At 46.2% G+C, this 26,155-nt stretch carries 24 protein-coding genes and 1 pseudogene; 7 read left to right on the forward strand and 18 right to left on the reverse strand.

The genetic code is table 11. The features are described 5' to 3' along the window. Window positions 1-144 precede the first annotated feature (144 nt). Window positions 145-516, reverse strand: coding sequence for a DUF2237 domain-containing protein (locus QUA36_RS01420; protein WP_333161808.1), 372 nt, complete (start codon window positions 514-516; stop codon window positions 145-147). A 33-nt stretch (window positions 517-549) separates the two neighbouring features. Continuing rightward, window positions 550-1,026: a GNAT family N-acetyltransferase gene (locus QUA36_RS01425; protein WP_333455108.1), complete on the reverse strand. Its 477-nt coding sequence runs from the start codon at window positions 1,024-1,026 to the stop codon at window positions 550-552. A gap of 236 nt (window positions 1,027-1,262) precedes the next feature. Between QUA36_RS01425 and QUA36_RS01430 the strand changes: the two genes are divergently transcribed. Continuing rightward, window positions 1,263-1,895, forward strand: coding sequence for a Vat family streptogramin A O-acetyltransferase (locus tag QUA36_RS01430; protein ID WP_333455110.1), 633 nt, complete (start codon window positions 1,263-1,265; stop codon window positions 1,893-1,895). Window positions 1,896-2,105: 210 nt separating this feature from the next. On the opposite strand, the gene QUA36_RS01435 is transcribed toward QUA36_RS01430, so the two are convergent. Further along, complete coding sequence (locus QUA36_RS01435) at window positions 2,106-3,341, reverse strand: methionine gamma-lyase family protein (protein WP_333161802.1); 1,236 nt, start codon at window positions 3,339-3,341, stop codon at window positions 2,106-2,108. An 80-nt stretch (window positions 3,342-3,421) separates the two neighbouring features. Between QUA36_RS01435 and QUA36_RS01440 the strand changes: the two genes are divergently transcribed. Next, on the forward strand, window positions 3,422-4,234 hold the full coding sequence (locus tag QUA36_RS01440) for an acyl-CoA desaturase (protein ID WP_333161800.1): 813 nt from the start codon (window positions 3,422-3,424) through the stop codon (window positions 4,232-4,234). Between the two features lie 359 nt (window positions 4,235-4,593). Beyond that, window positions 4,594-5,409: a fatty acid desaturase gene (locus tag QUA36_RS01445; protein WP_333161798.1), complete on the forward strand. Its 816-nt coding sequence runs from the start codon at window positions 4,594-4,596 to the stop codon at window positions 5,407-5,409. A gap of 90 nt (window positions 5,410-5,499) precedes the next feature. On the opposite strand, the gene QUA36_RS01450 is transcribed toward QUA36_RS01445, so the two are convergent. From QUA36_RS01450 to QUA36_RS01510, 13 genes and pseudogenes are all read right to left on the reverse strand, one after another. After that, the gene (locus QUA36_RS01450; protein WP_333161796.1) at window positions 5,500-6,345 is read right to left on the reverse strand and encodes an ABC transporter permease; all 846 of its coding nucleotides are present in this window, start codon (window positions 6,343-6,345) and stop codon (window positions 5,500-5,502) included. A 91-nt stretch (window positions 6,346-6,436) separates the two neighbouring features. Next, window positions 6,437-7,348, reverse strand: coding sequence for an ABC transporter permease (locus QUA36_RS01455; RefSeq protein ID WP_333161794.1), 912 nt, complete (start codon window positions 7,346-7,348; stop codon window positions 6,437-6,439). Between the two features lie 154 nt (window positions 7,349-7,502). After that, entirely contained in the window at window positions 7,503-8,639 is a 1,137-nt protein-coding gene (locus QUA36_RS01460) for a spermidine/putrescine ABC transporter substrate-binding protein (protein WP_333161792.1), read from the reverse strand. 235 nt (window positions 8,640-8,874) lie between these two features. Beyond that, the gene (locus QUA36_RS01465) at window positions 8,875-10,005 is read right to left on the reverse strand and encodes an ABC transporter ATP-binding protein (protein ID WP_333161790.1); all 1,131 of its coding nucleotides are present in this window, start codon (window positions 10,003-10,005) and stop codon (window positions 8,875-8,877) included. Between the two features lie 186 nt (window positions 10,006-10,191). After that, window positions 10,192-10,944, reverse strand: a complete 753-nt coding sequence (locus QUA36_RS01470; protein WP_333455113.1) for a DUF4340 domain-containing protein — start codon at window positions 10,942-10,944, stop codon at window positions 10,192-10,194. 33 nt (window positions 10,945-10,977) lie between these two features. After that, window positions 10,978-13,026 carry a Gldg family protein gene (locus QUA36_RS01475; protein ID WP_333455115.1) on the reverse strand — a complete coding sequence of 683 codons (2,049 nt, stop codon included), beginning with the start codon at window positions 13,024-13,026 and terminating at the stop codon, window positions 10,978-10,980. A gap of 44 nt (window positions 13,027-13,070) precedes the next feature. Continuing rightward, the gene (locus QUA36_RS01480) at window positions 13,071-13,973 is read right to left on the reverse strand and encodes an Rpn family recombination-promoting nuclease/putative transposase (RefSeq protein ID WP_333161785.1); all 903 of its coding nucleotides are present in this window, start codon (window positions 13,971-13,973) and stop codon (window positions 13,071-13,073) included. A 115-nt stretch (window positions 13,974-14,088) separates the two neighbouring features. Then, window positions 14,089-14,889: an ABC transporter permease gene (locus QUA36_RS01485; RefSeq protein WP_333161783.1), complete on the reverse strand. Its 801-nt coding sequence runs from the start codon at window positions 14,887-14,889 to the stop codon at window positions 14,089-14,091. A 2,062-nt stretch (window positions 14,890-16,951) separates the two neighbouring features. After that, a pseudogene (locus QUA36_RS01490) lies at window positions 16,952-17,656 on the reverse strand (ABC transporter ATP-binding protein); the annotation flags it as partial. Window positions 17,657-18,066: 410 nt separating this feature from the next. Next, on the reverse strand, window positions 18,067-19,710 hold the full coding sequence (locus QUA36_RS01495; protein ID WP_333455116.1) for a WD40 domain-containing protein: 1,644 nt from the start codon (window positions 19,708-19,710) through the stop codon (window positions 18,067-18,069). 154 nt (window positions 19,711-19,864) lie between these two features. Further along, window positions 19,865-20,071 carry a hypothetical protein gene (locus QUA36_RS01500; RefSeq protein ID WP_333455118.1) on the reverse strand — a complete coding sequence of 69 codons (207 nt, stop codon included), beginning with the start codon at window positions 20,069-20,071 and terminating at the stop codon, window positions 19,865-19,867. 183 nt (window positions 20,072-20,254) lie between these two features. Next, complete coding sequence (locus QUA36_RS01505; protein ID WP_333455120.1) at window positions 20,255-20,953, reverse strand: pirin family protein; 699 nt, start codon at window positions 20,951-20,953, stop codon at window positions 20,255-20,257. Between the two features lie 214 nt (window positions 20,954-21,167). Further along, window positions 21,168-21,404, reverse strand: coding sequence for a CDGSH iron-sulfur domain-containing protein (locus QUA36_RS01510; RefSeq protein WP_333452738.1), 237 nt, complete (start codon window positions 21,402-21,404; stop codon window positions 21,168-21,170). Window positions 21,405-21,551: 147 nt separating this feature from the next. On the opposite strand from QUA36_RS01510, the gene QUA36_RS01515 reads away from it, so the two are divergent. Together QUA36_RS01515 and QUA36_RS01520 are read left to right on the forward strand one after the other, a co-directional pair. Next, window positions 21,552-21,890 carry a helix-turn-helix domain-containing protein gene (locus tag QUA36_RS01515; protein WP_333164356.1) on the forward strand — a complete coding sequence of 113 codons (339 nt, stop codon included), beginning with the start codon at window positions 21,552-21,554 and terminating at the stop codon, window positions 21,888-21,890. Between the two features lie 71 nt (window positions 21,891-21,961). Next, window positions 21,962-22,360, forward strand: a complete 399-nt coding sequence (locus QUA36_RS01520) for a DUF4112 domain-containing protein (protein ID WP_333164353.1) — start codon at window positions 21,962-21,964, stop codon at window positions 22,358-22,360. Between the two features lie 270 nt (window positions 22,361-22,630). Here QUA36_RS01520 and QUA36_RS01525 read toward each other — a convergent pair whose 3' ends face one another. Both QUA36_RS01525 and QUA36_RS01530 read right to left on the reverse strand, forming a co-directional pair. Then, window positions 22,631-23,773, reverse strand: coding sequence for an ISAs1 family transposase (locus tag QUA36_RS01525; protein WP_333455122.1), 1,143 nt, complete (start codon window positions 23,771-23,773; stop codon window positions 22,631-22,633). Window positions 23,774-24,034: 261 nt separating this feature from the next. After that, window positions 24,035-25,057, reverse strand: coding sequence for a beta-eliminating lyase-related protein (locus QUA36_RS01530; RefSeq protein ID WP_333455124.1), 1,023 nt, complete (start codon window positions 25,055-25,057; stop codon window positions 24,035-24,037). An 82-nt stretch (window positions 25,058-25,139) separates the two neighbouring features. Here QUA36_RS01530 and QUA36_RS01535 point away from each other — a divergent pair, with 82 nt between their 5' ends. Both QUA36_RS01535 and QUA36_RS01540 read left to right on the forward strand, forming a co-directional pair. Next, window positions 25,140-25,352 carry a DUF2997 domain-containing protein gene (locus tag QUA36_RS01535; RefSeq protein WP_006633566.1) on the forward strand — a complete coding sequence of 71 codons (213 nt, stop codon included), beginning with the start codon at window positions 25,140-25,142 and terminating at the stop codon, window positions 25,350-25,352. Between the two features lie 11 nt (window positions 25,353-25,363). Beyond that, on the forward strand, window positions 25,364-26,146 hold the full coding sequence (locus QUA36_RS01540; RefSeq protein ID WP_333455126.1) for an XRE family transcriptional regulator: 783 nt from the start codon (window positions 25,364-25,366) through the stop codon (window positions 26,144-26,146). The last annotated feature ends 9 nt before the right edge of the window (window positions 26,147-26,155 follow it).

Below are 26,155 nucleotides of genomic sequence, written 5' to 3' on the forward strand. Positions count from 1 at the left end.
GGTTTAACTGCTTATCAATCCATTCAACAAGCTCTGTCTATTGATGGCTCCCTTTTTTCCCCTAGTTGAGCAATTACATTTGCTATTCATCAGAAAAACCCGATCGCCCTTATTGACTAAAAGCGATCGCACACCCACATCCTCCTACAAATCAGCAGCATGGTGCTTCAATTCATCCAAAGAAACGTATTCCAAAGTCAGGGCGTGAGTCGCACCCAAAACCACAAGCGGCGCACATCCCGCATCCATTGCTTCCTTCCAGCGAGAAGCGCACAAACACCAGCAATCCCCAGGCTTCAAACCGGGGAAATTAAATTCAGGAACCGGAGTGCTCAAATCATTTCCATTCGACTTGGTGAATTGCAAAAACTCTTCTGTAAGTTGAGCACAAACAGTGTGAGCCCCAAAGTCGCCACCACCTGTATTGCATTTGCCGTCCCGATAATATCCTGTCATTGGGGAAGTGCAGCAAGTCTCTAACTTTCCGCCCAGCACATTTGTAGCTTCCGTCACCATCGCAACTCCTGGATAAAACTCTTCGATCTAATTTTACACAAATCGTTGTTTATATATTTTTTCCATCGCAAAGTTGATGAATTTTTGTCCTCTGCGTTCTACTTCTTGTTTTCTAATCACAATAAATCCCTGGGTTTCAAAAAAAGGTCTAGCTGTAATGCTGGCTTCGGTAAATAACTTGTTAATTCCTAAATCTTTGGCTTTTGACTCAATTTGTTTTAAAATTAGCCTACCAACTCCTTGCCTTTGAAAATCTTGATGACAGTAAAAGCGATCGATATGGCCGCTTGCTTCTAATTCCCCAAAACCTGCAATTTTCTCACCCTCTTCTGCTACAAAAGTAAATTTACTGCTTAAACTTTTAGTCCAACTTTCAATATCGATATCGGCTGGTGCCCAAGCATCTACTTGTGCTTTTGTGTAATCGCGGATATTTACTTCGTGTACGGTGTCGTAAAAAAGTTTTACAATTTGTTGGGTATCACCGATTTCGTAGGTTCGTACTCTCATAAATTATCTCACTGCGATCGCTTCTTTTATATTAATTTGGGATTTTTAACCGCTTCGGAACGCGGATGGATGTTGGCTTCTACCATTTTGTCTCATTTCTTGCAGGGCGATCGACCCCAAATTTCTCGCCCACCCCTTGACAAACTCTATTAGTCTATGTTAATGAAGCAGAAGCAAACCTAACTCGGATTAACAGTACATCAATCCAGCCGCTTAACGAATAAAGCTTGAAACTTATGACACAAATTGGGCCCGATCCAAACCGACCCTATCCGATGGCCGATCAGCGGCGTGTATGCTTCATCAAAAACTTTATTAAATCCCCCAACATTATCGTCGGCGATTACTCATATTACGACGATCCAATAGATGCAGAAAACTTTGAAAAAAATGTACTTTATAACTATGGAAACGATCGATTAATTATTGGCAAATTTTGTGCGATCGCCACCAACGTCAAATTCATCATGAACGGTGCAAATCACAAACTCGACGGCATTTCAACTTATCCTTTTCCGGTTTTTGGGAATGGTTGGGAAACAGCCATGAATTTATTAATGGAACTGCCAAGTAAAGGCGATACCGTCATCGGCAATGATGTGTGGATCGGCTATGAATCGCTGATTATGCCCGGAGTCAAAATCGGCGACGGTGCAGTCATTGCAGCTAAATCCGTTGTAGTAAAAGACATTCCCCCTTACACCATTGTCGGTGGAAACCCCGCCCATCCAATCAAACAGCGTTTTAGCGATGGTGAAGTTGCAGAACTATTAGAAATTAGGTGGTGGGATTGGGAAAGAGACAAGATTTCGCGCAATGTCAGCATAATTATGCAAGGCGATATTCAAGCACTCAAAAAAGCCGAGTAAACTCGCAAATACAGCGATATTAATTTTAACTCTGATCCTGTGTACCGGTTCCGGCGCGATCGAAGGCGAGCCAACTCCCAGCAGCCGATCCCGGATACATCTTCTAATCTGCGTTCATCAGTGTCAATCTGCCTGCATCTGCGGTCAAAAAATCCCCAAAAATCACCATGAAAACCCAGAGATACCCCGGTACAGCACCGCCCCTACAACTTACTTATTAGCGGGGCCCACAGCCTCGATCGCATCCTCCAGGGCGATCGATACATGAGTCCAATGACTTCCCCCCTGACAAAAAGCCACGTAAGGTTCCCGCAGAGGCCCGTCAGCCGAAAACTCCGACGTACTCCCATCAATAAAAGTACCCCCAGCCATCACTAACTGACTTTCATACCCGTGCATCGGAGCCGGCACCGGATCTAAATAGGAACCGACGGGAGAATTTTGCTGAACAGCCCGACAAAAAGCAATTAACTTATCAGCAGAACCGAATTCGATCGCCTGAATCACATCTCGTCTTCTAGCCAAAGGCATAGGATTCACTCGATAACCCAACTTATAAAAAACATAAGCCGTCAAATGATTTCCCTTCATCGCCTCCCCCACACAACCGGGAGCCATAAACAAACCCTGAAACAGCAACCGATTCAAATCAAAAGTTGCACCGCCGCTGCTGCCGATTCCCGGCGCCGTCAAGCGACAAGTTGCCGCCTCCACTAAATCAGCCCTCCCGGCCACGTAACCGCCTGCAGGGACGATCGTACCCCCCGGATTTTTGATTAAAGAACCAGCCATCAGATCCGCACCCACAGCAGTAGGTTCGCAATCATCAACAAACTCCCCGTAACAATTATCAACAAAGCAAATTGTGCTAGGATTCTGATGTTTGACTATGGCGACGATTTTTTCAATCTCAGAAATAGACAAACTCGACCGCCAAGAATAGCCGCAAGAGCGCTGGATAAAAACCAGGCGAGTCTTTGCTGAAATAGTAGAGCTCAATGCCTGCCAATCCACACTTCCTTCGCGAGTTAGAGGCAACTGACGGTAACTAATGCCAAACTCAAGCAGTGAACCTTGACCTTGCCCCCGCAAGCCGATCACTTCTTCTAAAGTATCGTAGGGAGAACCAGCCACTGCCAACATTTCGTCACCAGGACGCAGGATGCCAAAAAGAGCACAGGCGATCGCGTGAGTACCTGAAACAAACTGTACCCGGACAGCCGCGGCCTGGGCCCCTACCACTTCGGCAAACACTCCGTCCAAAGTCTCCCGACCCAAATCATCGTGGCCGTAACCCGTAACCCCTGCAAAATGGTGGACTCCAACCCGGTGGCTGCGAAAAGCTTTTAAGACTCGTTGAAGATTTTGCTTGACTGTAGTGTCAATACCAGAAAAAATCTGAAAGAGTGCCTGTTCTGCTTCCTGTAGCCGTGAAACGCTATTCATCTATACCTCGCTCACCCTTTGCGTGCGCGCTGTTCATTATGGCGTAGATGCGGCCCCTAGTTTGTAAACATAATATATTCATGACGATTGCAACTTCCAAAAAAACTTCTCCTGATTGGCCTGTCGTAGGCTTTATGGCCTTTCTGCACATCGGTGCTTTATTTGCTTTGCTGCCGGGTAATTTTAGCTGGTCTGCGGTCGGGCTAGCAGTATTCCTGCATTGGGTAACAGGTGGTTTAGGAATTACTCTCGGATTTCACCGCCTCGTCACCCACCGCAGTTTTCAAACACCGAAATGGCTAGAGTATTTTCTAGTTATTTGCGGTACGCTTTCCTGCGAAGGTGGCCCGATCGACTGGGTAGGAATGCACCGGTTACACCACATACATTCCGACACCGAAACAGATCCCCACGATTCCAATCAAGGCTTCTGGTGGAGCCACATGGGTTGGATGCTCTCGGATCTCCCGATCAGAGTTGAAATCCCTCGCTTTACTAAAGACATCGGCGACGACCCAGTATACAAGTTTCTCCAAGCATATTTTATCCCCATCCAAGTTGTCTTCGGTGTTTTGCTTTATTTATTAGGCGGCTGGTCTTTCGTGGTTTGGGGCGTGTTTATGCGGATCGTGGTGGTGTTCCACTGCACTTGGCTGGTTAACAGCGCTACCCACAAATTCGGCTACCGCACCTACGAGTCGGGCGATAGCTCGACGAACTGTTGGTGGGTGGCTCTGCTCACCTACGGCGAAGGCTGGCACAACAACCACCACGCCTTTCAATACTCGGCTCGCCACGGTCTCCAATGGTGGGAAATCGACTTCACCTGGATGACAATTCAATTGCTGCAATCGCTGGGTTTGGCAACCAAAGTGAAATTAGCAGAAAAATAGAGATCGGCAATTAGTCATTGGTTGTCGCTCATCAGTTTTGGACTAATGGCTGGTGACCAATGCCTAATCCTGTCTTTGCGATCGGTATAGGTTGGGTTGAACAGAGATCGATCCGTATGGTGCGATCGACCCAACCAAAACCAGAATCAGTTATAATATAATTGGGAACAAAAAAATTTGTTTGGCCACCAAATTTTTTATTTTCAAAATACAACCGTAAATCTTTTTCAATCCTAATCCCAAATCTATCATTGATTCTTTATTAGTTTGGGCAAGTGTGCAGCAAAAAAAGTTCACTGCTCAATCCAAACTATTATGCGTGAATCCCGGTCGGCATCTCATCAGAAATCAAAAAAAGAATGACAATAGCAACTCAAGAAAAACTCCAATACAATTGGAAGCACGTTATTAGTTTAGCAGGACTTCATATCGGCGCTTTGTTCGCCCTGCTACCCAGTAACTTCAATTGGACAGCAGTTGGTTTAACAGTATTTATGCACTGGATAACCGGCGGTTTGGGAATAACTCTCGGATGGCATCGTATGCTCACCCACCGTAGCTTTCAGACACCAAAATTCGTAGAATACTTTCTAGCATTTTGCGGAGCCCTTGCCTGTCAAGGAGGAATAATTGATTGGGTTGGGCTGCACCGATTGCACCACACCCACTCTGACCAAAATGCGCTCGACCCTCACAATGCCCAAAAGGGTTTTTGGTGGAGTCACATCGGCTGGATGCTATATAAAGGTCCAGCTCACGCTGAAATTGCCCGCTGCACAAAAGACATTTCGAGCGATCCATTTTACCAATTTTTGCAAAACTACTTTCTCCCGATGCAAATCGTCTTTGGCGTCTTGCTTTACTTAGCAGCAGGCTGGCCGTTTGTAGTGTGGGTAATTTTTGTACGCTTAGTTTTGGTGTATCACTGCACCTGGTTTGTTAACAGCGCCACTCACAAATTTGGCTACCGCACTTACGAAACAAAGGATAGTTCTACTAACTGTTGGTGGGTTGCGCTTTTGACTTACGGCGAAGGCTGGCACAACAACCACCATGCTTATCAATACTCGGCCCGTCACGGGATGGAAAAGTGGGAAATTGACTTCACTTGGATGACTATTCAAGTTTTGGAAGCACTAGGTTTGGCTACTAAGGTGAAATTACCAGCTAAGTAGCAGCATGGGGCATGGGGCATGGGGCATGGGGAATTGGTAACAACTCACAAATAACCAACTGTCAACTGCCCACTGTCAACTGCCCACTGCCTAATGAGTCCGTTTTTGCTCGCCCCGGCCGCGCAAATATTCCGCTAAAAATGCCAACCCTCCCGAACCTACTATCAACAGCACGCTGAGAGCATTAATATCAGGTTTCACCCCAGTCCGAATCCGGCTAAAAATTTCCATCGGCAGAGTTGTAGTCCCGCTACCTGCGGTAAAACTAGCAATCAAAAAATCGTCCATGCTGAGGACAAAAGACAGCAGACAACCGGAAACAATTCCGGGTATTAATTGAGGGAGCAAAACCTGGATAAAAGCTTCAACAGGCGTTGCACCCAAATCCAAGGCAGCCTCTTCTAAATACGGGTTTAAATCTGCCAATCTAGTAGAAACAGCTAGGGCGATGTAAGCCAGACAAAACACAATGTGAGCGGCGACAATTGTCCACAAACTCAGAGGAATAGCCAGCGCCGCTAAAAATACCAGAGTAGCAACTGCGGTCGCAATATCTGGAATAATAATCGGCAAGTAGGAAACTCCCTGATATAAACTCTTGCCAGGAAAGCGGTAGCGGGCTAAACCAACGGCCATCAAAGTGCCGAGTACAGCCGAAATTGCAACTGCACAAACAGCTACTGTTAAACTGTTTCTCAGGGCAATTAAAATCCGCGTATCGCTAAATAATTTAACGTACCAATCTAAAGTAAATCCTTCCCAGCCGGCGCTAAAACGCGATTTGTTAAAGCTGTAAAAGGTGAGTACCAGGATCGGCAGGTACATATAAAAAAACATCAAAACGGCAAATATCACCTGCCAAGAAATCTTAAATTTAGGTTTTAAGTACATATCGGCTTGTATGTCCTCCTGTGGATTTTCGGGGGTATTTTCCATTTCTCGGTAATTGGGAATTGGTAATTAGTAATTGGTTATTGGAACAGTCAACAGTCAACAGTCAACAGTTAACAGTCAACAGTTAACTAACTTAGATTGCATTACGATCGCCATATTTGAGCAAAAGGGCAATTCCGATACTCACTGCAAAGATTAATACCATACTCAGAGCCGAACCCAGCCCCCAATTTTGAGTCGCCCCCAAAAACTGATTGTAAATTAAACGAGCCGCCGTCATGCTCGAAGCTCCACCAAGCAACTCCGGATCGACAAAATCGCCCAAACAGCTAATAAATACTAGCAAAGAACCCGCAGCAATTCCCGGCATCGTCTGAGGTACTGTCACTTTCCAGAAAGTTTCCACCGGATTGGCGCCCAAATCCTGAGATGCTTCTAGCAACCTGCGGTCTAACTTTTCCAAAGAAGCGTAGAGAATTGTCACGATATAAGGCAAATAACTGTAAGCCATGCCGATTAAAACTGCGGAACTTTGATTGAGCAATTCCAGAGGAGGAATGCCTACAAGTGCCAGCAGCGAGTTGAGAACCCCCGTAGGACGCAGAATTGTAATCCAAGCATACGATCGCAACAGCGAAGAAGTCCACAGCGGCAAAACAAAGCCTAACAAAGTTAAATTACGCCACTTTTTCGAGACATTGAGGGCGATCCAGTAAGCCACGGGAAATCCCAGCAGCAAACACAGAATAGTAGTCCCCGTTGCGAAAAAGAGCGATCGACCCATCACCTGCAAATTCAGCGGCTCAAACACTCGCAGGTAATTGCCGATTCCCGAAGGATTCACCAAATCTCCCGGTTTAATATTCGGCACCAAACTAAGCTGAAAAATCACCAAAGTTGGTATGACTAATAATAAAAGCAGCAACAATCCAGAAGGGCCGAGCAATGCCAGCGGCCCAGCCCACGCCGACCACGGGGAAACAGTTTCAGCCTTCAAGGAAGAATTGGGAGGAAGAGGAGGGGGAGTTCTAGTTGAAACAGCCATAGAGCAATTTTTTTGAGTTTTTAACCGCTGATTAACGCGGATTAACGCGGATATAATACGGATAGAGTGTGCGATCGGCTGTACGGGGGCGGGTTGATGTAAATATTGGGTAAGAATCAGAAATTGCGTGTAAAACCCGCCCTACGTTTGACGATTAGCCGCTGGTTAATTTAGTCCAATAGCGATCGTACACTTCCATAAATTTCCCTACCGGAGCCACACCTTCGCACTTTTTCAAAATAGCTTCCGGAGGGAAAAGAATGTCGTTTTGGCGGACTTCCGGCGGCAACAAACTAAAAGCATCTTCCAAAGGAGTTGAAAAACTGAGCCGCTCTACTAAAGAAGCAGCGACATCCGGTTGCAGCATAAAGTTAATCCATTTATAAGCTGCTTCGGGATTGGGAGCACCTTTAGGAATTACTAAAGTGTCAGTCCACAGAGAAGAACCGCTTTTGGGGACGACATACTTCAATTTATCGTTCTCTGAATCTGAAATTACTTCATTAGCATCAGAAGAATAACACATAGCTACCTTCAAATCCCCCGTCAGCATTTGAGGCCGCCAAGCATCAGTAGTAAAAGATGCGATCGCAGGTTTGAGCTGCACCAACTTTTCGTAAGCTTGTTTCACTTGCTCTTGGTTCGTAGAATTCAGAGAATAGCCCAGCATCCGCAACGCAGCGCCCATGACTTCTCGAACATCACTCGCCAGCGTCATTCGCTTTGCTAACTCCTGTTTGTGCTGCCACAAATAGTCCCAATCTTCTGGCTCTTCTTTGAGTTGTTCGCTGTTGTAAATTAAGCCTGTGGTTCCCCAACTCAAAGGCACGCTGTAGCGGTTTCCTGGGTCATAAACAGGGTTTTGGAACTGTTTTTTGAGCCGATCGATCCCGCCCAAAATCGACTGGTCTAATGGGTTCAACAGCCCGAGTTCCGTCATTTGAACCACCATGTAGTCAGACGGGTAAATGACGCTGTAGGCGCGGGCCCCGCCGGCTTGAACTCTCGCCAGCATTTCTTCGTTGGAGCTAAACACGTCTGCCACTACGCGAATGCCGGTTTTTTCGGCAAAGCGATCGAGCAAAGCGTTATCGGTATATCCTGCCCAAGTATAGATGAAAAGTTGGTCGGCATCACCTTTGACGGGAGGAGCAGATTGTACGTCTGCAAGCCGCCAGCCACAACTAGAAAGAGCTAACCCGGAAATTGTCGCCGCCGAATTTTTTAGGAACTGACGGCGTGTAGAATTAGCCGGGAAAATCCTGGAAATTGGTAAGTTAGTCGGAGGCACAGTTAGATTTTAGATTTTAGATTTTAGATTTTAGATTTGGAGATTGAAGATTGAAGATTGGGGAATGGGTAATTGGGAATTGGGAATTGGGAATTGGGAATTGGGAATTGTCCTATGTTATTTGTTAGGAGAACCAACCACCAACAAATGACTAATGACTAATGACTAATGACTAATGACTAATGACTAATGACTAATGACTAATGGCTAATACCAACTACCAACTGCCAACTGACTAATTCCTATCGGTCAATGCGAGACAATCAGTAGTTCCCCAATAAGCGTAAATCGGCGTGTGCGGATCTGGGAAAGAGCCGCCGGTATTTGGCTGGCGCACTGTAATTTTATCGCCCGACGCCAACTCAACCACGTAATGAACGTGGGTGCCCATGTACATAGTATTTTTGAGCCGCCCTTCAAAACAGTTGACCGACACTTCCGGCTGGTAGAGATTCAAATATACTTTTTCCGGCCGGACGCTGACCACAACAGAGTCGCCTGTGACACCATTCCACATATCCGACTGCTGAACGATTATTTTCAGATTGGCTGATGTGCGAACTGTGATAGTCGATCGGTCGATCGATTCTACCGTACCCGCAAACAAATTCGTATCGCCAATAAAATCCGCCACAAAAGCCGTCTGCGGGCACTCATAAATTTCTTCAGGAGAGCCAATTTGCTCAATCCTGCCCTCGTGCATCACCGCAATCCGGTCAGACAGACTCATCGCCTCTTCTTGGTCGTGAGTCACCATCACAAAAGTCAAACCCAATTCTTGATGCAAATTCGACAGTTCCAACTGCATCTGCTTCCGCAACTTCAAATCCAGAGCACCCAGGGGTTCGTCCAGTAGCAAAACCGCCGGTCGATTTACCAGAGCTCTCGCCAAAGCCACCCGTTGCTGCTGGCCGCCCGACATTTGACCGGGAAACCTGTTGGCGAAAGATTCCATTTTCACCAATTGCAAAACTTCCCGTACCCGTTCTTCAATTTCCGCTTTCCCCAGCTTTTTTATCCGCAATCCAAAAGCGATATTGTCCCAGACATTCATGTGTCCGAACAAAGCATAGCTTTGAAACACAGTATTTACCGGACGGCGGTAAGCTGGAGTGTTGGTCATCGACTGGCCGCGAATCATCAATTCGCCCGCCGAGGGAGTCTCGAACCCAGCGATTAAGCGCAGCGTCGTAGTCTTGCCACAGCCACTGGGCCCGAGGATGCTAAAAAATTCTCCTTGGCGGATGTTGAGGTCAACTCCGCGGACTGCGGTTTCGCCGTTAAATACCTTAAAGACCTTGCGGAGTTCAACGTCAAGCGCTGTATCCGTTGCTGTCGTACCTTGGTTGAGTGCTGTCTGAAACATATTCGCCCTTTCCTGGGGGTAATGCACGCCACTTAAATACAGTTTAAGTTTAGACTTTTCTGTATTTTAGGTGAGGAATGTTGGATGTAACAGGTTTTGGGATTTGTTCTTTAAATTCTATCCCAGAGTGTTACCGGGTCATACCGAATGTCCTGTGCCCCGCACCCTATTCGAGCAATCGGCCATCTATTTATTCTCAGGACTTGGCGTGGGAGATGGTTTTTGCGGTTTGTCTGTTTTGGGTGCTTCTGCTTTTTTCCACTCTGACAAAGGTCGCTGGACGGCATTTTTAAAGTCAAATGGCACTAGCAGCACGGGCAAATTTTGGGCTGAATTTTGAGGGGGCGCTTCCGGTGGATTGGCTTGAGCGTACAAGAAGCGGCCGCTAAAGTCTGTTTTGCCTAAAACTAGGCGGTGAGTTTCCTGGTTGTCCAGTTTTACTGTGACTGTAGCTTGGGGTTGGTCGAGACCGTATTCTGGCAGTTTAGCAGCAGTAATATTAATCGTGCGATCGCTCTTTCCTGTTGCCAGCCTGTCTAGCAAAAAATCCACCGATGCCTGACTTGCGTGTGCTTGCACTGGCAATTTCATTTCCCAGCTAGACTTGCCTCCTTTTGTAGCATAAACTCGTTCAAAAGTCAATATTTTTTCGGGAGTTTTGACTGTAAAGAATTGTACGCGATCGGAGTTAAAAGCAAAAATTTTCTGTTTTTCTTCCTTAGCGGCTTCTTGTTTCGGAGATACTTGCATCTCGAACAAAGCAACCAACCCAGTCATACTAAGCGCGACGGCTATCAATACTAATGTATTTTTCTGCAATTTCATAATAACTGAGAATTGGGCATTGGGAATTGGGCATTGGGCATTGGGAATTGGGCATTGGGCATTGGGAATTGGGGAGTTTGTTATTAATAACAACTGACAACTGTCAACTGACAACAGTCAACAGTCAACAGTCAACAGTCAACTAACTTATCTTCTCTTCCACCAGATAGCGCCGCCAATTCCCAGCCCGAGTAAAGGCCACATTAGCCAAGCTAAAACCAGCAATCCTACTTGAATGGCTGTCATGTTAATGCGCCGGTTAGTAGCTTTTTTCGGACTGATAGAAAAGCTTTGCTGGTCTGGTTTACTCAACCAACTGACTGAATTGAGAAACACGTCGCTATTGAGTTGTTGGTCAAACCAACCGTTAGTCACAAATTGAGATGTGCCAATTACTACCATTCGCGATGTTTTTCCAGAGGTTGAAGGCACAGAAGGAGTTGCCGTTGGACTGGGAGATGCTGTGGGAGATGCTGTGGGAGATGCTGTGGGTGTTGGCGAACTTTCTGGAGATGCTGTGGGAGATGCTGTGGGAGATGCTGTGGGCGTTGGCGAAGTCGTCGGTAATGCTGGAGGCGTTGCTTCTTGCGACACAATCACCGAATAGCTGATTGGGGAAGCTGTTGGCGAAGTTGTCGGTGATGGCGAAGTTGTCGGCGATGGTGAATCTGTCGGAGATGGTGAATCTGTCGGCGATGGTGAATCTGTCGGAGATGGCGAAGTTGTCGGCGATGGTGAATCTGTCGGAGATGGCGAAGTTGTCGGCGATGCTTGGGGTGAAGGTGATGGCGAATCTGTCGGAGATAGTGAATCTGTCGGAGATAGTGAATCTGTCGGCGATGGTGAATCTGTCGGCGATGCTTGGGGTGAAGGCGAGGGCGAAGTTGGTGTTGGTGAAGGTGAGGGCTTTAAGGGAGTGCTGTCAGTGGACGATCGAACTAAAGCTACACCTAATAATAGCGGGCCTTGTTTATCGGTCTTCTGATCAAACTCCAATTTCTTAGTCGTCAAATCGCTTTCCGCCCAACTTTCCTGACTCGTCCAAATCAGCGGTTTTTCCTCTATCCCTGCTACTGGCGAGGTTTCCAAAGCACGCGCAAATGGATAAAATGAAATACCGTTGCCAAAACTTTGAGTAATCGGATGTTCGCCGTAGCGCCTGACTGTTGGAACCGTGGGGCCCAGGCCAAATCTTTGACCAGTGCCCGAAGCATCGATGGCCAAACGGGCGTCTAGTTTTACGCCCCATTCTTCCAGCAATTTGCCCAATCCCGTATCAATTGCCGGGTCTACCATTAACAATAAACTGCCGCCGCGATCGAGATAAGCTCTTAGTGCTTTAATTTCTGTATCGGAAAACGGTTTGTCCTGCCCCGGAATGATTAAAGCATCTGCATCTTCTGGCACTTCTTTACGTTCGGTCAAATTCAGCGTTTGGGCGTTGTAGTATTTATCTTTCAAAGCTTTTTCAGCTTGCTGAATTCCGCCTTGACCTTCCTTTATCGGGCGGGCTCCTTTGCCTTGCAAAAAGTAAACTGTAGCAACGCGAGTGCTCAGGATTTCTTCTAAGGCATTGGTCAGTTTGATCTCTGAAAGACCTTGATTTGGGTCGCTACCAAAAGCAGTGCCACCTTTTTGCAGAACTTGTTTTTTGTCGCCGGATTGCAGGTAAACTTCTCCGATGCTAGTAATACTAAATTCCCGCGCTTTTCCAGGTTGGGTCTGCGGGTCAACAAACTCGAATTGGAACTTTTCGCCTCCCTCGCGTTTGTAGCTTTGCAGCAATTCTTTAATTTGGGGGTTTTGGATGGGGTCAAATACCCAAACTTTGACTGTTTGTTGCAGGTTTCGCAGTATTTGTTGAGTCTGCGGGGCAAGGGTAAATTGTTGGCTTTCGGTTAAGTCGATGCGGACGGGATAGCGAACGGCTATGAAGTTAATTACTCCGAGAATCACAAAGACGGCGAGGGTAGCAATTAGGGCGTTGGTGCTGGCTTGAGTGGAACGCTGCCCCCAAAAGCTTTGTTCGTAACTCAAATATAGCAGCCAAAGTGCGATCGTCACTGCTCCGGCAATAACTAAACCGACTGTCAGGGGGTCCCATACTCCAGATACAAATGCTGCTGTTACCCCCGCAGCGATGAGGAGGGGCCCCAGCAAAAAAACGTATTTCCAATTTGTTTTGCTAATTTTCATAATGTAAATATTGAGTGACAAAATTCCGGTTTGAGGATATTATTCTATATCGCATTAGCCTGCAACCATGCTGTTAAATCTGACGGCTTGTTGAAATCCAGCACGGCATCTCCTAGTTCTTCTAATTCCTGTATACCTAATTGACGGATGCAGTTTTCGGTTTCCGGTTGTATTGTGCCTAAGCGCTTCACTAGCTGACGCAATATTAACGAGAGTTGAGCGGTTTTTGTCACCTGTTCTCTTGCTACATCTATGGCAATCTGCTGGTCTTGAATCCACAATTCTTGCTTCTGCAATTCATTTAATTCTTCCTGAGTGAAGTTTTCTTCGGTGGCAATTCTAAAAGCTTTCTGAATTTCGGGAACTGCACTGAGTGTTTCTGGTACTGTCTCCAGAGTGCTGGCTTTTTCGAGAAAGTAAATCCATTGCTCTGCTGTTGTTGCTAATTCTGCTAATTCCTTGGTAAATTTTGGCAGTTCGATAAATACTAATTCTATTGCAGTATCTGGACACTCAAACTGTTGCTCTTTTTCTTGAAAAACAAACCGCGACAAAAATTCTGGCTGATTTTCAAACATTTCAAAGTCGGCAATTTTCAAGGAAATTACTGTTTTTAGTCTTTCGTAGCGTTCTTTTCCTGTTAATTGTTGGCTGTAGCTTCTGGCAGCGTTGTACAAAACTCTGTTCCCAAAGGAAGGCACGTTTATCAGTTGAATTTCAACTAGGGCGATTCTGCCGCCGTTAATTGTGGCTTTGACATCTAGGTGTGTGTCTTGGGTTGCGAGATTTTGAGGTTCTGGTTGGGAGTCGATTATTTCTAAGTCTTCGATGATTGGCTGTGCTTCATAAAGGATGGCGTTTAAAAAATTAATCAGGATGTCTTTGCTGTCGCTGGAACCGAATATTTTTTTGAACGCAAAGTCGATTTTGGGATTGATAAATCTCATTGTTTGAGGTATTTTGTAGAATGATTAACTGGGAAAAAATAACCTTCCCTTTGCTCTTTACTTCTCTTTACTTTGGCAAAAATAACCTTCTCTGTCTCTGCCTTACCTAATGTTTTTAAGAACGCTGATATCGCAAGGCATCGATGGATTGGGCGGTCAGAAATACTCCTAAAATGATGTAACTGGCAAACATAATTAAACTGCTGGTGTCGAAAACTCCCTTGACAAGATTGGTGTAATTTGTTAGCAGCGACAAATGTCCTAATGCTGTTCCGAAGGGGCCACCGATACTGACGGCGACTGCATCGATCACCCAGAGAAATAATACTAGAGTGAAGGTGAGGATGGCTGATAAAATTGTGCTGTCGGTGAGGGAGGAAATAAACATTCCGAGGGACAATACTCCTGCTGCTAGTAAGATTAAGCCGCCGTGTCCTAGCAGAAGAACTCCGGGGGGTACGGGTGGGGTTGAGGAACTGAGGGCGATCGCCTCGCAGAACAGCAGCGGCACTAACATCGTGGTATAAAATGTTAAAACACCGAGGAGTTTGCCAGTAGCAACGGCCCAGTTTGTTAAGGGCGATGTGGCTAATAGTTCTAAGGTTCCACGTTTGCGTTCTTCTGCGTAAAGTCCCATTGAGAGTACGGGTAGTACGAACAAGGAAAGGGAACCCATTATTCGCAGGAATAGTTGCAGGAATTCGTAGGCTACGTCGATCGGAGGTTCGGTAATTCCCATTTGGTCTCGCTGGCCGATTTGGGGAATTAACCCGTCGGGGGCTAGGAGGATAGCTATTAAAAAGTAGCCGGTGATTAGCCAAAAGACTGCTGCGATGGCATAGGCTAATGGCGAGGCAAAATAGCTTTGTAGTTCTTTGCGGTAAATTGCGACAATATTACTAATCATTACTAACATTTAGGAATTGGGAATGGGTAATTGGCTATTGGTAATTGGTTCATTCTGAGTCGCCTGCGGGTGGTGTTTCGCTGCTGTCGCTATCCTGTTTTTTTCTTTCTATTTGTCGCTTTTTGGTAACAGGTGGCTGTTCTGGTTGAGAATCGCTACTCGGTTGTGGCTTTTTTTTAAGTGGCCGATTTTTTACAACTGGTTGGGATTCTGGTTGAGAACGTTCGATCGACTTTGGCCCATCTAAAATCGGTTCGGGTTCTGGTTGAGAAAGCTCGATCGACTTTGGTGTATCTAAAATCGTTTCGGATTCTGGTTGAGAACGTTCGATCGACTTTGGTGTATCTAAAATCGGTTCGGATTCTGGTTGAGAACGTTCGATCGACTTTGGTGTATCTAAAATCGGTTCGGGTTCGGGTTGAGAACGTTTGATCGACTCTACCGTTTCTGAAACTTGCAGATTTTCGACAATCGGTTCGGGTTGAGGATGTTCGATCGACTCTACCATTTGAACAATGAGCAGATTTTCAACAATCGGTTCTGGTTGAGGATGTTCGATCGACTCTACCGTTTGAACAATGAGCAGATTCTCGACAACCGGTTCTGGTTGAGGTTGCTCGCTCGACTCTACTGTTTCCACAATCACCAGATTCTCGACAACCGGTTCTGGTTGAGGTTGCTCGCTCGACTCTTGTCTTTCTACAGTTTCCAGAAACTCTGCGACTGGTTGCATTCCGGGTTCTAAATCGCTTATTTCCTCTGGTGTTTCTGTAATGGGTTCGGATACTGGTTGAGAATAGTTGATCGACTCTTGCCTTTCGACAATCGGTTCTGGTTCATGATGCTCGATCGACTCTACTGTTTCTGAAACTTGCAGATTTTCGACAACTGGTTCGGATTCTGGTTGAGAATAGTCGATCAACTCTACTGTTTCTGAAAGTTGCAGATTTTCGACAATCGGTTCTGGTTCATGATGCTCGATCGACTCTACTGTTTCTGAAAGTTGCAGATTTTCGACAATCGGTTCTGGTTCATGATGCTCGATCGACTCTAATGTTTCTGAAACTTCTAGATTTTCGACAATCGGTTCTGGTTCATGATGCTCGATCGACTCTACTGTTTCTGAAACTTCTAGATTTTCGACAATCGGTTCTGGTTCATGATGCTCGATCGACTCTTGTCTTTCGACAACTGGTTCGGATTCTGGTTGAGAATAGTCGATCGACTCTACGGTTTCTGAAACTTCTAGATTTTCGACAACTGGTGCTGGTGGAGAAGGTTCTGGGAGTCTATCACTTTTATAAAAAACATTTTTTACAAAAGTGAGCATCCTGCTTGCTTGTTTAGATATCTGTAGCGAGTAAGATCCTCGGGTTTCTGTGACACCCAAACTGAGATGCTTCGCTTCACTCAAATCTACGGTTTCTGCAACTGGTTCTGATTCTGGTTGAGGATGTTCTATCGGCTCTACGGTTTCTGCAACTGGTTCTAATTCTGGTTGAGGATGTTCAATCAACTCTGCGGTTTCTGCAACTGATTCTAATTCTGGTGGAGAAAGTTCTATCGGCTCTACGGTTTCTGCAACCGGTTCCGATGCGGAATGAGAATCATAAACCAACTCTTCAGTTTCTGCAACTGGTTCCGATACTGAATGAGAATCATAGAGAGACTCTGGTTTATTTGAAACGGGCAGATTGTCCGGGATGATCGTCGGTTGTGATTCCGATTGATGAGAATCCGCGATCGAATCTTGAATTTCTGTGGCTTCTTGGAGATTTCGATCGACCTCCGGTTCGCTGTGAACCAGATTTTCTGCCGGTTTCTTTTCAGCCGCTGTCAGCCTTAAAAACACATCTTCCAGAGTAGCGCGAGAGCGACGCATTTCGCAGAGTCCGAATCCAGAGGCGAGGATAGCTGTAGCAATTTCTCGTCCGGGTTCTCTTTCCGGTTCGCACAATGCCCGCACGCGGTAGCGATTCACTAAAAATTGATTGCTGGGAATCAATTCGACCGATCGAACTCCCCGCAAATTTTCCAAAGAAGGCAACAGCAGACTGTTTACCAAATCTGCCTCGCCTTCGACTTCGAGTTCGTAGCCCTCTCCCACCGCCAACTCTCCCATCAAATTTTCGGGACTACCTGCAGCGACGATTTTTCCGCGATTGATGATGGTGACGCGGTTACAAGTCATGCTGACTTCCGGCAGAATGTGCGTGGAAAGGATGATTGTGTGCTGGCCGCCAAGACTTTTGATTAAATTGCGGACTTCGATGATTTGTCGGGGGTCGAGGCCGACGGTTGGTTCGTCTAAGATAATGACCGGTGGATCGTGGACGATCGCCTGCGCGATACCGACACGCTGCCGAAATCCTTTAGAAAGCTTGCGAATTAAAACTTTGCGTTTATCAACCAGGCCGCAGCGTTCGATCGCGGAGGTAACTCGTCGCGCGCGATCGCCCGCAGGTACTTGCTTGATCCGGGCGACAAAAAACAGAAACCCTTCCACAGTCATTTCTGGATACAGTGGCGGGTTTTCCGGCAGATAGCCGATGCGCTGTCTGACGGCCATCGAGTCTTCGTGAACATCCATGCCGGCGATGCGGGCCGTACCGCTGGATGCCGGCAAATATCCCGACAAAATCCGCATGGTTGTGGTTTTGCCAGCGCCGTTTGGTCCCAAAAAACCGAGAATTTCTCCTGATTCGACCGAAAAAGACACGTCCGCGATCGCTGCGGTCGAACCGTAAGTTTTGCTTAAGTGTTCTACTTCAATCATTTGTCAGAAGTCACGCGATTTTAGATTTTAGATTTTAGATTTACTTTGCCAACCACAGGCGGGACGCCTGTTCCACGAAGGGGAGAGTCCCGCCCGATCGGCGGGTCGATCGAAATTTATGGCGAAATTTTTAATTTGATTTTGTCTTCCAGTGTAGTCTGGCAAGAACCAAATCTATCATAAGGGTCGATCGGACTTTGAAGCAAAATGCTAGGTAGTAGGGTGCCGAACCCAGAAATGATTAGCCCCTGTACATCGAATCGCTACCAACTGACGCACCCTACCAGAGTCCGTGCCTAACCGAACCCTCAAGTAGCTGGCTTCGCTACAGAGGCGGGGCTGTTTCTAAGTTGAGTAGCGCTTACGCGCCCCTCCGCGTAACGCGCCTTCGCGGTTCGTTCAAAAAAATCTCAACTCCTTTTCCAAATCTTGATTTCCCCCAACCAACCAGCACTAACAATAGTCTTACCATCTGCACTAATCGCCACAGCGCTAACGTAGCCAGCATGACCGCTCAAATTACCTCTCAATTCGCCCGATCGCACATCCCAAAGTCTCACACTCTTATCCCAACTGCCAGTAACCAGCGTAGTGCCATCCCGACTGAAAGCCACCGACCAAACTCCGTCAGTATGCCCGCTTAAACGCCGAATTAACTGCCCGTTTGTGGCATTCCACAAACCGATTGTACCGTTGCTATTTCCCGCAGCTAAACTCTTGCCGTCGGGAGTAAAAGCTAGCGACAAAACAGCCAAGTTTTTGCCGCTAATGGTGCGAATTTCTTGACCCGTAGCTAAATTCCAGAACTTAATAGAACCGTCTTTGCTGCCGCTAGCTAAAGTTTTGCTATCTGGACTGATGGCAACTGCATTCACCAACCCAGAATGCCCGGTCAAAGTCCGCAGCAATTCCCCCGTTTTCGGGTTCCAAATCTTAATCGTTTTGTCCCAACTACCGCTGGCCACAAATTGACCATCAGGACTAACGGCAACGCTCGAAACTGCATTGGAATGCCCGCTCAAAGTGCGTACAACCGCGCCAGTTTCTAAATTCCAAATCTTCACCGTTTTGTCGTCGCTGCCGCTAGCTAATACCTTGCCATCCGCACTCGCAGCCAGTGCGTTTACGGCTTCCGTGTGACCTTGCAGGGTAGTTTTTAATTGCCCGCTGGGAAAATTCCAAACTGAGATAGTGCCGTTGCTATTTCCTGTAGTAAAATAAGCTGAAGCTAGGGCAAGGGAACTGACAACTTCGGAAGGCCCTTTGAGGGTATTTGTAGCAGCAAAGGCGATCGCACTTGCGGGCGTGCGGGGCGCATTTTTCGCCGGAGTTTTTGGGTTTCCGGCAGTAGGAGATTGGGGAACTACTGGCAGGGAAATAGTCGATCGCCATTTCATGAAAGTATTGATTTCTATTCCCGCCGCCACGATTTTATCGGAATTTTCCTCTAACCTGACAATGCCGTTAATTGCGACAAGTCGCCCCGCGTCATCGAGTACCGGCCCGCCGCTCATGCCCGCTCTCACTAAGTTATTGTATACCAAAGTATAACCGTTCCAGGGAGTTTGGCGGCCGGTAAGCTGACCTTCCGTAGCGATGAAAATCGGCTGTCTCAGAGAACCGCCGGATCTCGGCCAGCCAGCCACATAAGCCTTGTTTCCCTTAGTTGCTGCGGAATTAGCTAATTGAGCCAGGGGGTAGCTTTGAGTGCTGCTGAAGGGCACGATCGCCAAATCCGCACCGGGCATTCGCCGCACGAGGCTGTATGATACAGAGTGAGCTTTGCCGTCAGGAGTTACAACCTCGTAATCGCCGGCTTTATCGACAACGTGCCAGTTTGTGAGAATATAGTATGTGCTGCCTTGTTTCTCTAAAATTACTCCTGAACCGCCTTTTGGCCCCTGGATGCGAACAGTAATTTGTTGGGCAACGGTTTTAACTTTGTCGGCGGTTAATGCGAGGGCGATTTGAGGTGATGTGAGTGGGATGAGGGCGATCGAACTCAGGGCGATCGTAGCACTCAAAATAGCCGGAATTGTTCTGCTGTAATTCATTATTGTGTAAATTTAACATACCCACATATCCACTGACGCATAAGTTTTCCGGTTTGTGGCATATTGACAACGCCAAAATGCCTGCGCGATCGAACTTTCGACATTCGCACAAGCCTCAAAATATTTGACACCGCCCTCTGGCTAGCAGAAAAATTTAGAATCGGGAACCGCACCTAGCCTCAACAATAGCAACTGGCTGATCTCTATTCTTTTCTCGGCAAAGGATACTTTGAGCCGAACGCTGATCGGAAAAAGACCCATTAGCCATCCAGCCGAGGGGTGCGCCTGCGATCGCGCCGACTGCTAAACCAGTGATGAGGCTCCAAACAAGATGCTTTCTGGCGATCGGGTTTTGTTGCATAAAAATTTATCCTAAAGACTTATCCCTTACTAGAGGTACCATAAATAAAATTTACTGTCTTCCTCCTATTTACTTATTTCCTAAGTAGTAACCCACCCTCAGTAGGGTGGGAAATGTGCAGATTCTTCATCACTAAGTAGGGTGCGAATTACGCACCTTACTTAGTATATAGGCTGCCCAATTCTATGCCAAATCAAACAGCAAAAATTCAGCATCAGCCGTAGCTTCAATCGCCAATTCCGACTCGCCGCTAACCGCCGCAGCGTCGCCATTTTTTAAAGGCAAACCGTTGAGCCAAACCGAGCCGCGAGCCACTTGCACCCAAGCATGGCGATTCGGCTGCAAAGCATGAGAAACCCGCGAGTCTTTATCCAAAACAGCCGCATACAAATCCACATCTTGATGCACTTTAACAGCACCATCTCTCGCATCTCGTGCAGCCACTAAACGCAGTTTTCCGTGCCTTTCTGTTAGGGGAAATTCGCGCTGCTCGTAACTCGGCTGCAAGCCTTTTGTATCGGGTAACAGCCAGATTTGCAACAAATGAACTGGGTCTGTTTGCGAGCTATTGAACTCGCTGTGCTGGATACCCGTACCTGCACTCATCCGCTGCACTTCACCGGGTTTAATCACTGCACCAGTACCCAAACTATCCTTGTGTTCTAATGCTCCTTCTAATACATAAGTAATGATTTCCATGTCGCTGTGTCCGTGAGTGCCGAAACCTTTACCGGCGCTAACGAAATCCTCATTAATTACCCGCAAAGAGCGAAAATTCATAAAATTTGGATCGTAATAGCCGGCAAAAGAAAATGTGTGGTAACTGTCGAGCCAACCGTGATTTGCGTGTCCTCTTGCTTCACTTTTTCTAATGGTAATCATCTTGTTCTCCTCATTTAAAAACAATCAAAACTATGGTGTTTGTTTAGCAGTCATGGACGTAGAAATCTGTTTTTTTAGGATAGTAGTGCATCGCAGCTTTAATTTCGGTAAAAAACCGGGTTTCTTTGGTATTGATGCCTAAGTCCTATTTAGTTGTCAAATGAAACCAAAAGCGGTTGATGCACGATTGGTTTTTCCTTGATTATTGCTGCCTTTAAAGTTTGCTATGAGCGCCGTCGCAAAATGGAGAATTTGCGGTATGCTTGCAGTTGCACATCGCCACTGTTTTTTTCTCAGTTACTGCAAAAGCTAGCGGCACAAATTCGCTACCTTTATGGGAACCGTCACAAAAAGGCTGATTCTTAGCTTGACCGCAGGTGCACCAGTAGTAAGTACCGGGTTCAAGTTCCATAACGGCGGGTTTTTTATCAGCAATCACAGGTTGGCTCATCGTGTTCTCCTTTTTGATTGATGCCAGATGCAGGAATATATTTATTGGTTTAGTTTGTTTGATTTCTGCGATGTTTCTACTTTAAACCGAGTCAAGCTATTATGGGAAGTACGCACTTAAAAGTGCGGTAGTTACCAAAAAGATACTATGCAAGTCCAAGAAGTAAAAGTCGATCGAGCAAATTGCCCTGTAGAACGCACTCTAGAGGTGATTGGCGGGCGCTGGAAAGTCTTGATTCTGCGGGAGTTGTTTCCAGGAGTGAAGCGTTTTAACGAGCTGCAACGAGCTGTCAACGGCATTACTCAGAAGATGCTGACGCAGCAACTGCGCGAAATGGAATCAGACGGGATTGTGCACCGGGAAATTTACCTGCAAGTGCCGCCAAAAGTTGAATATTCGCTAACGCCTTTGGGCGAAAGTCTCAAACCGATTATTAATGCCATGCACGAATGGGGAATTCAGCATATTAGCGAAGATCGAGAATGAGAGGTTTCTAGATGTTTTTTTTCCGTCTTCCGACAGATTTCAAATTTTAAACCTAGTTCAAGAATAATAATATGAACAACATAGAGCGTCTTGCCACCCTCAACCGCATCCGCAAACTCAGCCGCCTGATGGATACCGCCATTGGCATCCCCGGCACTAAATTTCGCATTGGTTTAGACCCCATTATCGGTTTAGTTCCGGGTGCTGGGGATATCGTAGATACCGCGTTTTCCGCCTACCTAATTTATTTAGCAACTCGATTCAACATTCCCCAAAAGACTCTAGGCAAAATGGTTTACAACATCGGTCTAGAAGCCGTTGTGGGATCAGTACCTTTAGTCGGAGATATCTTCGATGCTTTTTATAAATCAAACATGAGAAATCTGGCGCTTTTAGAAGCACATCTCGAAGAAGTTGAACCCGAACTAGCCGCAGTTGCACAACCTATTCCTGAACCTATTAAAATGTAGGGCTGGTGTCACAAACAATAATTGTAAATAACCAACAAACTCTCAATCCTGCCCCCATCAAACAAGAAATTCCCGCGCCTATTTTTCGCATTTAAAATGTAGGGGCGGGTTTCACAAACAATAATTGTAAATAACCAAAAATATCTCAAACCCGCCCCCACCCAACGAGAAATCCCCGCGCCTATTTTTTGCATTTAATATAAATCAAGGTTGATGTGGATTATTTGTTAGGTGGGGGCGGGTTTCTTAGACAGGGTAAGAGCATCTCAATCAGTCTTGACAAAAGGATTTGAGAAGAAGCATCATGTATTCATCATTCATTGCAGCCCGTTTCCTTTTCTGTCGCAAGCTACGCTTGAGAGTAGTTTCTTGATTGACAGCATTCAGGGACATCCGTCTGATAGCAGCCAAGTTCCGAGGGCTATTCAACGACCGAATGCGACATCGATCTTCATTGAAAGTGACATCTAAAATCCAATGTTCTTGATTTTCAATGCTCCAATGTTGACGAATAGCGCGACCATTAACCTGGGCATCTACGGGTAAGGAACTCAGGTAGAACTGTACTTCATGAGTGGTTGTGTTCCACAAATAACGGAAACGTTCTACTATAACAATAGTCTGAATATCTGCCCAGTCTTCTTGTTTGTAAAGTCGTCCTAGTGCCGCCACTGGAACCGCCCAAACTTTTCGAGTTTCGACTCGATGATGTGCTTTTTCCGTTCGGGAATCTTCACTCACTTCAATTCCACCAAATTGGTTGGCTCTGGCTGTTTCAAACCAGGTCTTGACTTGTTTGTAAAGAGTTGGATGATTCTTTTTGAGGGTAACGACATAATCGGCTTTTTTTTGACGAATCAGCCGCACAATCTCGGTCTGAGTACCCATCGCATCCATCGTAATAATCGCTCCGGTGACATCGATTAATTCCAATAGAGCTGGGATAGCTGTGATTTCATTGGAATGGTTTTCCACTTTAACTTGTCCAAGTACCAACCGATTTTCGCTAGCCCAAGCTGTCACTAAATGTAAATTATTTACCCCGGTTTTTCGGTCATAAGAACCTCGGAGATTTTTGCCATCAATCGGGATAACTTGTTGGCCAACTGGCCCCATTAATTGTTTAACCCATTGAGTCAACTTCTGTTCTAAAACTTTCGGGTCTAGCTTTTCAAAAACTCGTCGAAAGGTATCATCGCTCGGGATGCCATTGGGTAAGTCTAAAAATTTTTGCAACCATTGCTGCTTACTGATTCCATAATTTTCCATGTCTTCCCATCCCTCACCTCCAGCTATTGTAGATAATATGGCAATGACGAGAATGTCTTTCAGTAGGTGGCGTTTGGTTCGGTTCACTCTTGGGTCGGGTACGTCATCAAAATAACTTGACAAGCTCCCTTGTAACTCTTGCATGGAAATAGGTGGGGCTTCTGAGCGTGGTTGCTTTGACGATTACGTTGGCCGGGCGGGCAGGAATCCTTTATCCATTGAGTTTTACGGCTTGATGACTTAGCTTTTAAGGCATTATAGAATTGCTCATACGTGAATGCCACGTTTTCTATAGTTGTCTTTTTGTCAAGTACAATTTATACCAAATTAGATGAGCTTACCCTGGTTTCTTAGATTGTTCATAGCTGGCCGATATTATTTGTAAAACCCGCCCCTATATTTTAATCATTGATGTCGTTTAACCGCTTCCACGAAAGCAATAACATCCGCTTCCAAAGTATTAAAAGCCGTTACCAGTCTAATAGTACATTCATCCCACCGATAAAACAGAAAACCCTCAGCTAAAACCGCTGTAATTACCGATTCGGGAAGTTGAATAAAAATCTCGTTTGCTTCAACCCGATGGCAAAAATTCGCTCCCTCAACTCCCGCCAAACCTTGGGCTAATTTGGCTGCCATATTATTTGCATGAGCCGCATTTTTCAGCCACAAATCATCCGTTATATACGCTTCCAACTGCGCCGACAAAAACCGCATTTTCGAGAAAAGATGCCCGCTGCGCTTGCGGTAAAAAGGGAAAGTTTTTGCTAATTCTTGATTAAAAAAAACCACAGCTTCCGCAGCCATCGCGCCGTTTTTTGTCGCTCCAAACGAGAGCATCTCTACACCGGCGCGCCAAGTGATATCCGCAGGAGAACAGCCTAGACTCGCGACAGAATTGGCAAAGCGAGCTCCATCCATGTGCAGGTGCAAATTGTGAGCGCGAACCACTTCCCAAATGTGGGAAATTTCTGCTGGATTGTAGACTGTGCCGGCTTCGGTTGCTTGAGTGATGCTGACGGCTGCGGGCTGTACGTGGTGGACGACACCTGCACCAGCGCGATCGAGTATTTTTCCTAAAGTCTCTGCCTCTATTTTACCATGATTTCCTGTTACTGTAACTAACTTGGAACCGCCTGTAAAAAACTCCGGCGCGCCGCATTCATCTAGATTAATATGAGATTCCCCGTGACAGTAAACAGCCCCGTAAGGAGGAGTCACAACCGCAAGGGCCAGAGCATTAGCAGCCGAACCGGTTGCTACAGGGAAAACAGTCACCGATGTCTCGAACAAATCCGAAAATTTAACTTGCAAACGCTGTGTATATTCATCATCTCCGTAAGACATCACAGCACCGCAATTAGCCGCTGCAATCGCCACCATAATCTCCGGCGAAACCCCGGTTGCATTGTCGCTACAAAAATTCATTAGAATAATTGGTAAATAGAATCTATAATATAACTCAACCCTCAACAGTCAACACTCAAGCATTAAACCAAGAGGAAGAATTATGGCAGAATACCGCCAAATAGAATACCGCATCGGCAAAGACGGCAAAATTACCGAAACCGTCCTCAACGCCACCGGTTCGAGTTGCACCGAAACCACCGCCGGAATTGAAAAAGCCCTCGGAAAAGTAGAATCTCAAGACTTGCTGCCAGAATATTACCAAGGCGAAGAAAATTTGGTCGTTGAACAAACGCAGACTTTAAAACAAGTTTAGAAGAGTTAAAGATGTTTGAGATCCTCGGTGCAACAGTTGATGTAACAACAGTGCCTGCCTTCAGCTTCGCGCTAGCTGTCGGGGGCATTTTTCTAATTGTAGTGTACCTTTATGCTGCATCTGAGGCGGGAGATGCGATCGAGTTTAAGTACGATACAATTCTGCGGGAACGCATGAATCAGCTAGACATTCTCGATTGGCAAGATTTAGGCGAAAAAGCAGGCTTAAGTCGCTTTGCGGTGCGCTTAGTGCGGCAGGGAGACGTGGGAAAACTCACGCTAGACCAACTGAGGCGGCTGGCAACAGTGCTGAATTTGAATTTTCAAGAGTTCGATCGTACTTTGCTCGCACTGCCAATATCGGCTACAATCACAACTAATCCCAGCGAAATAGAAGAATTGAGGCAGCAGTGTTTCCGGTTGCGATCAGAATTGCAGCAGCAAAAAGCTCAACTAACTGCCGATTTTCGCCGCGCTACCTTTGAACAGTTGCAAACTTTGTTAACCAACTATCCCGCCGCCCGCAAAATGGCAGAAGCCAAGCCGGATATGCCCGCCAAAAATCTCTCAGCTTTGTTTACTCCCTTAGAAAACCTGTTATCAAGCTGGGATTTTGAAACAATCGGTTCAGCTTGGGAACAAACTGCTTACAATCCGCAGTTGCACCAGCCGGATGTTGAGGATATAACCGAAGGAGAATTAGTTTATATTCGATTTGTAGGCTATCGGGAGGGAGAGCGAATTCTTACTCCGGCTAAAGTTAGTCGCACCCTGCCAGCGGGAATGAAAAATTAATTTTTAAAT

Source organism: Microcoleus sp. Pol10D4, from assembly GCF_036701555.1.
In the GTDB taxonomy this organism is placed as follows: Bacteria; Cyanobacteriota; Cyanobacteriia; order Cyanobacteriales; family Microcoleaceae; genus Microcoleus.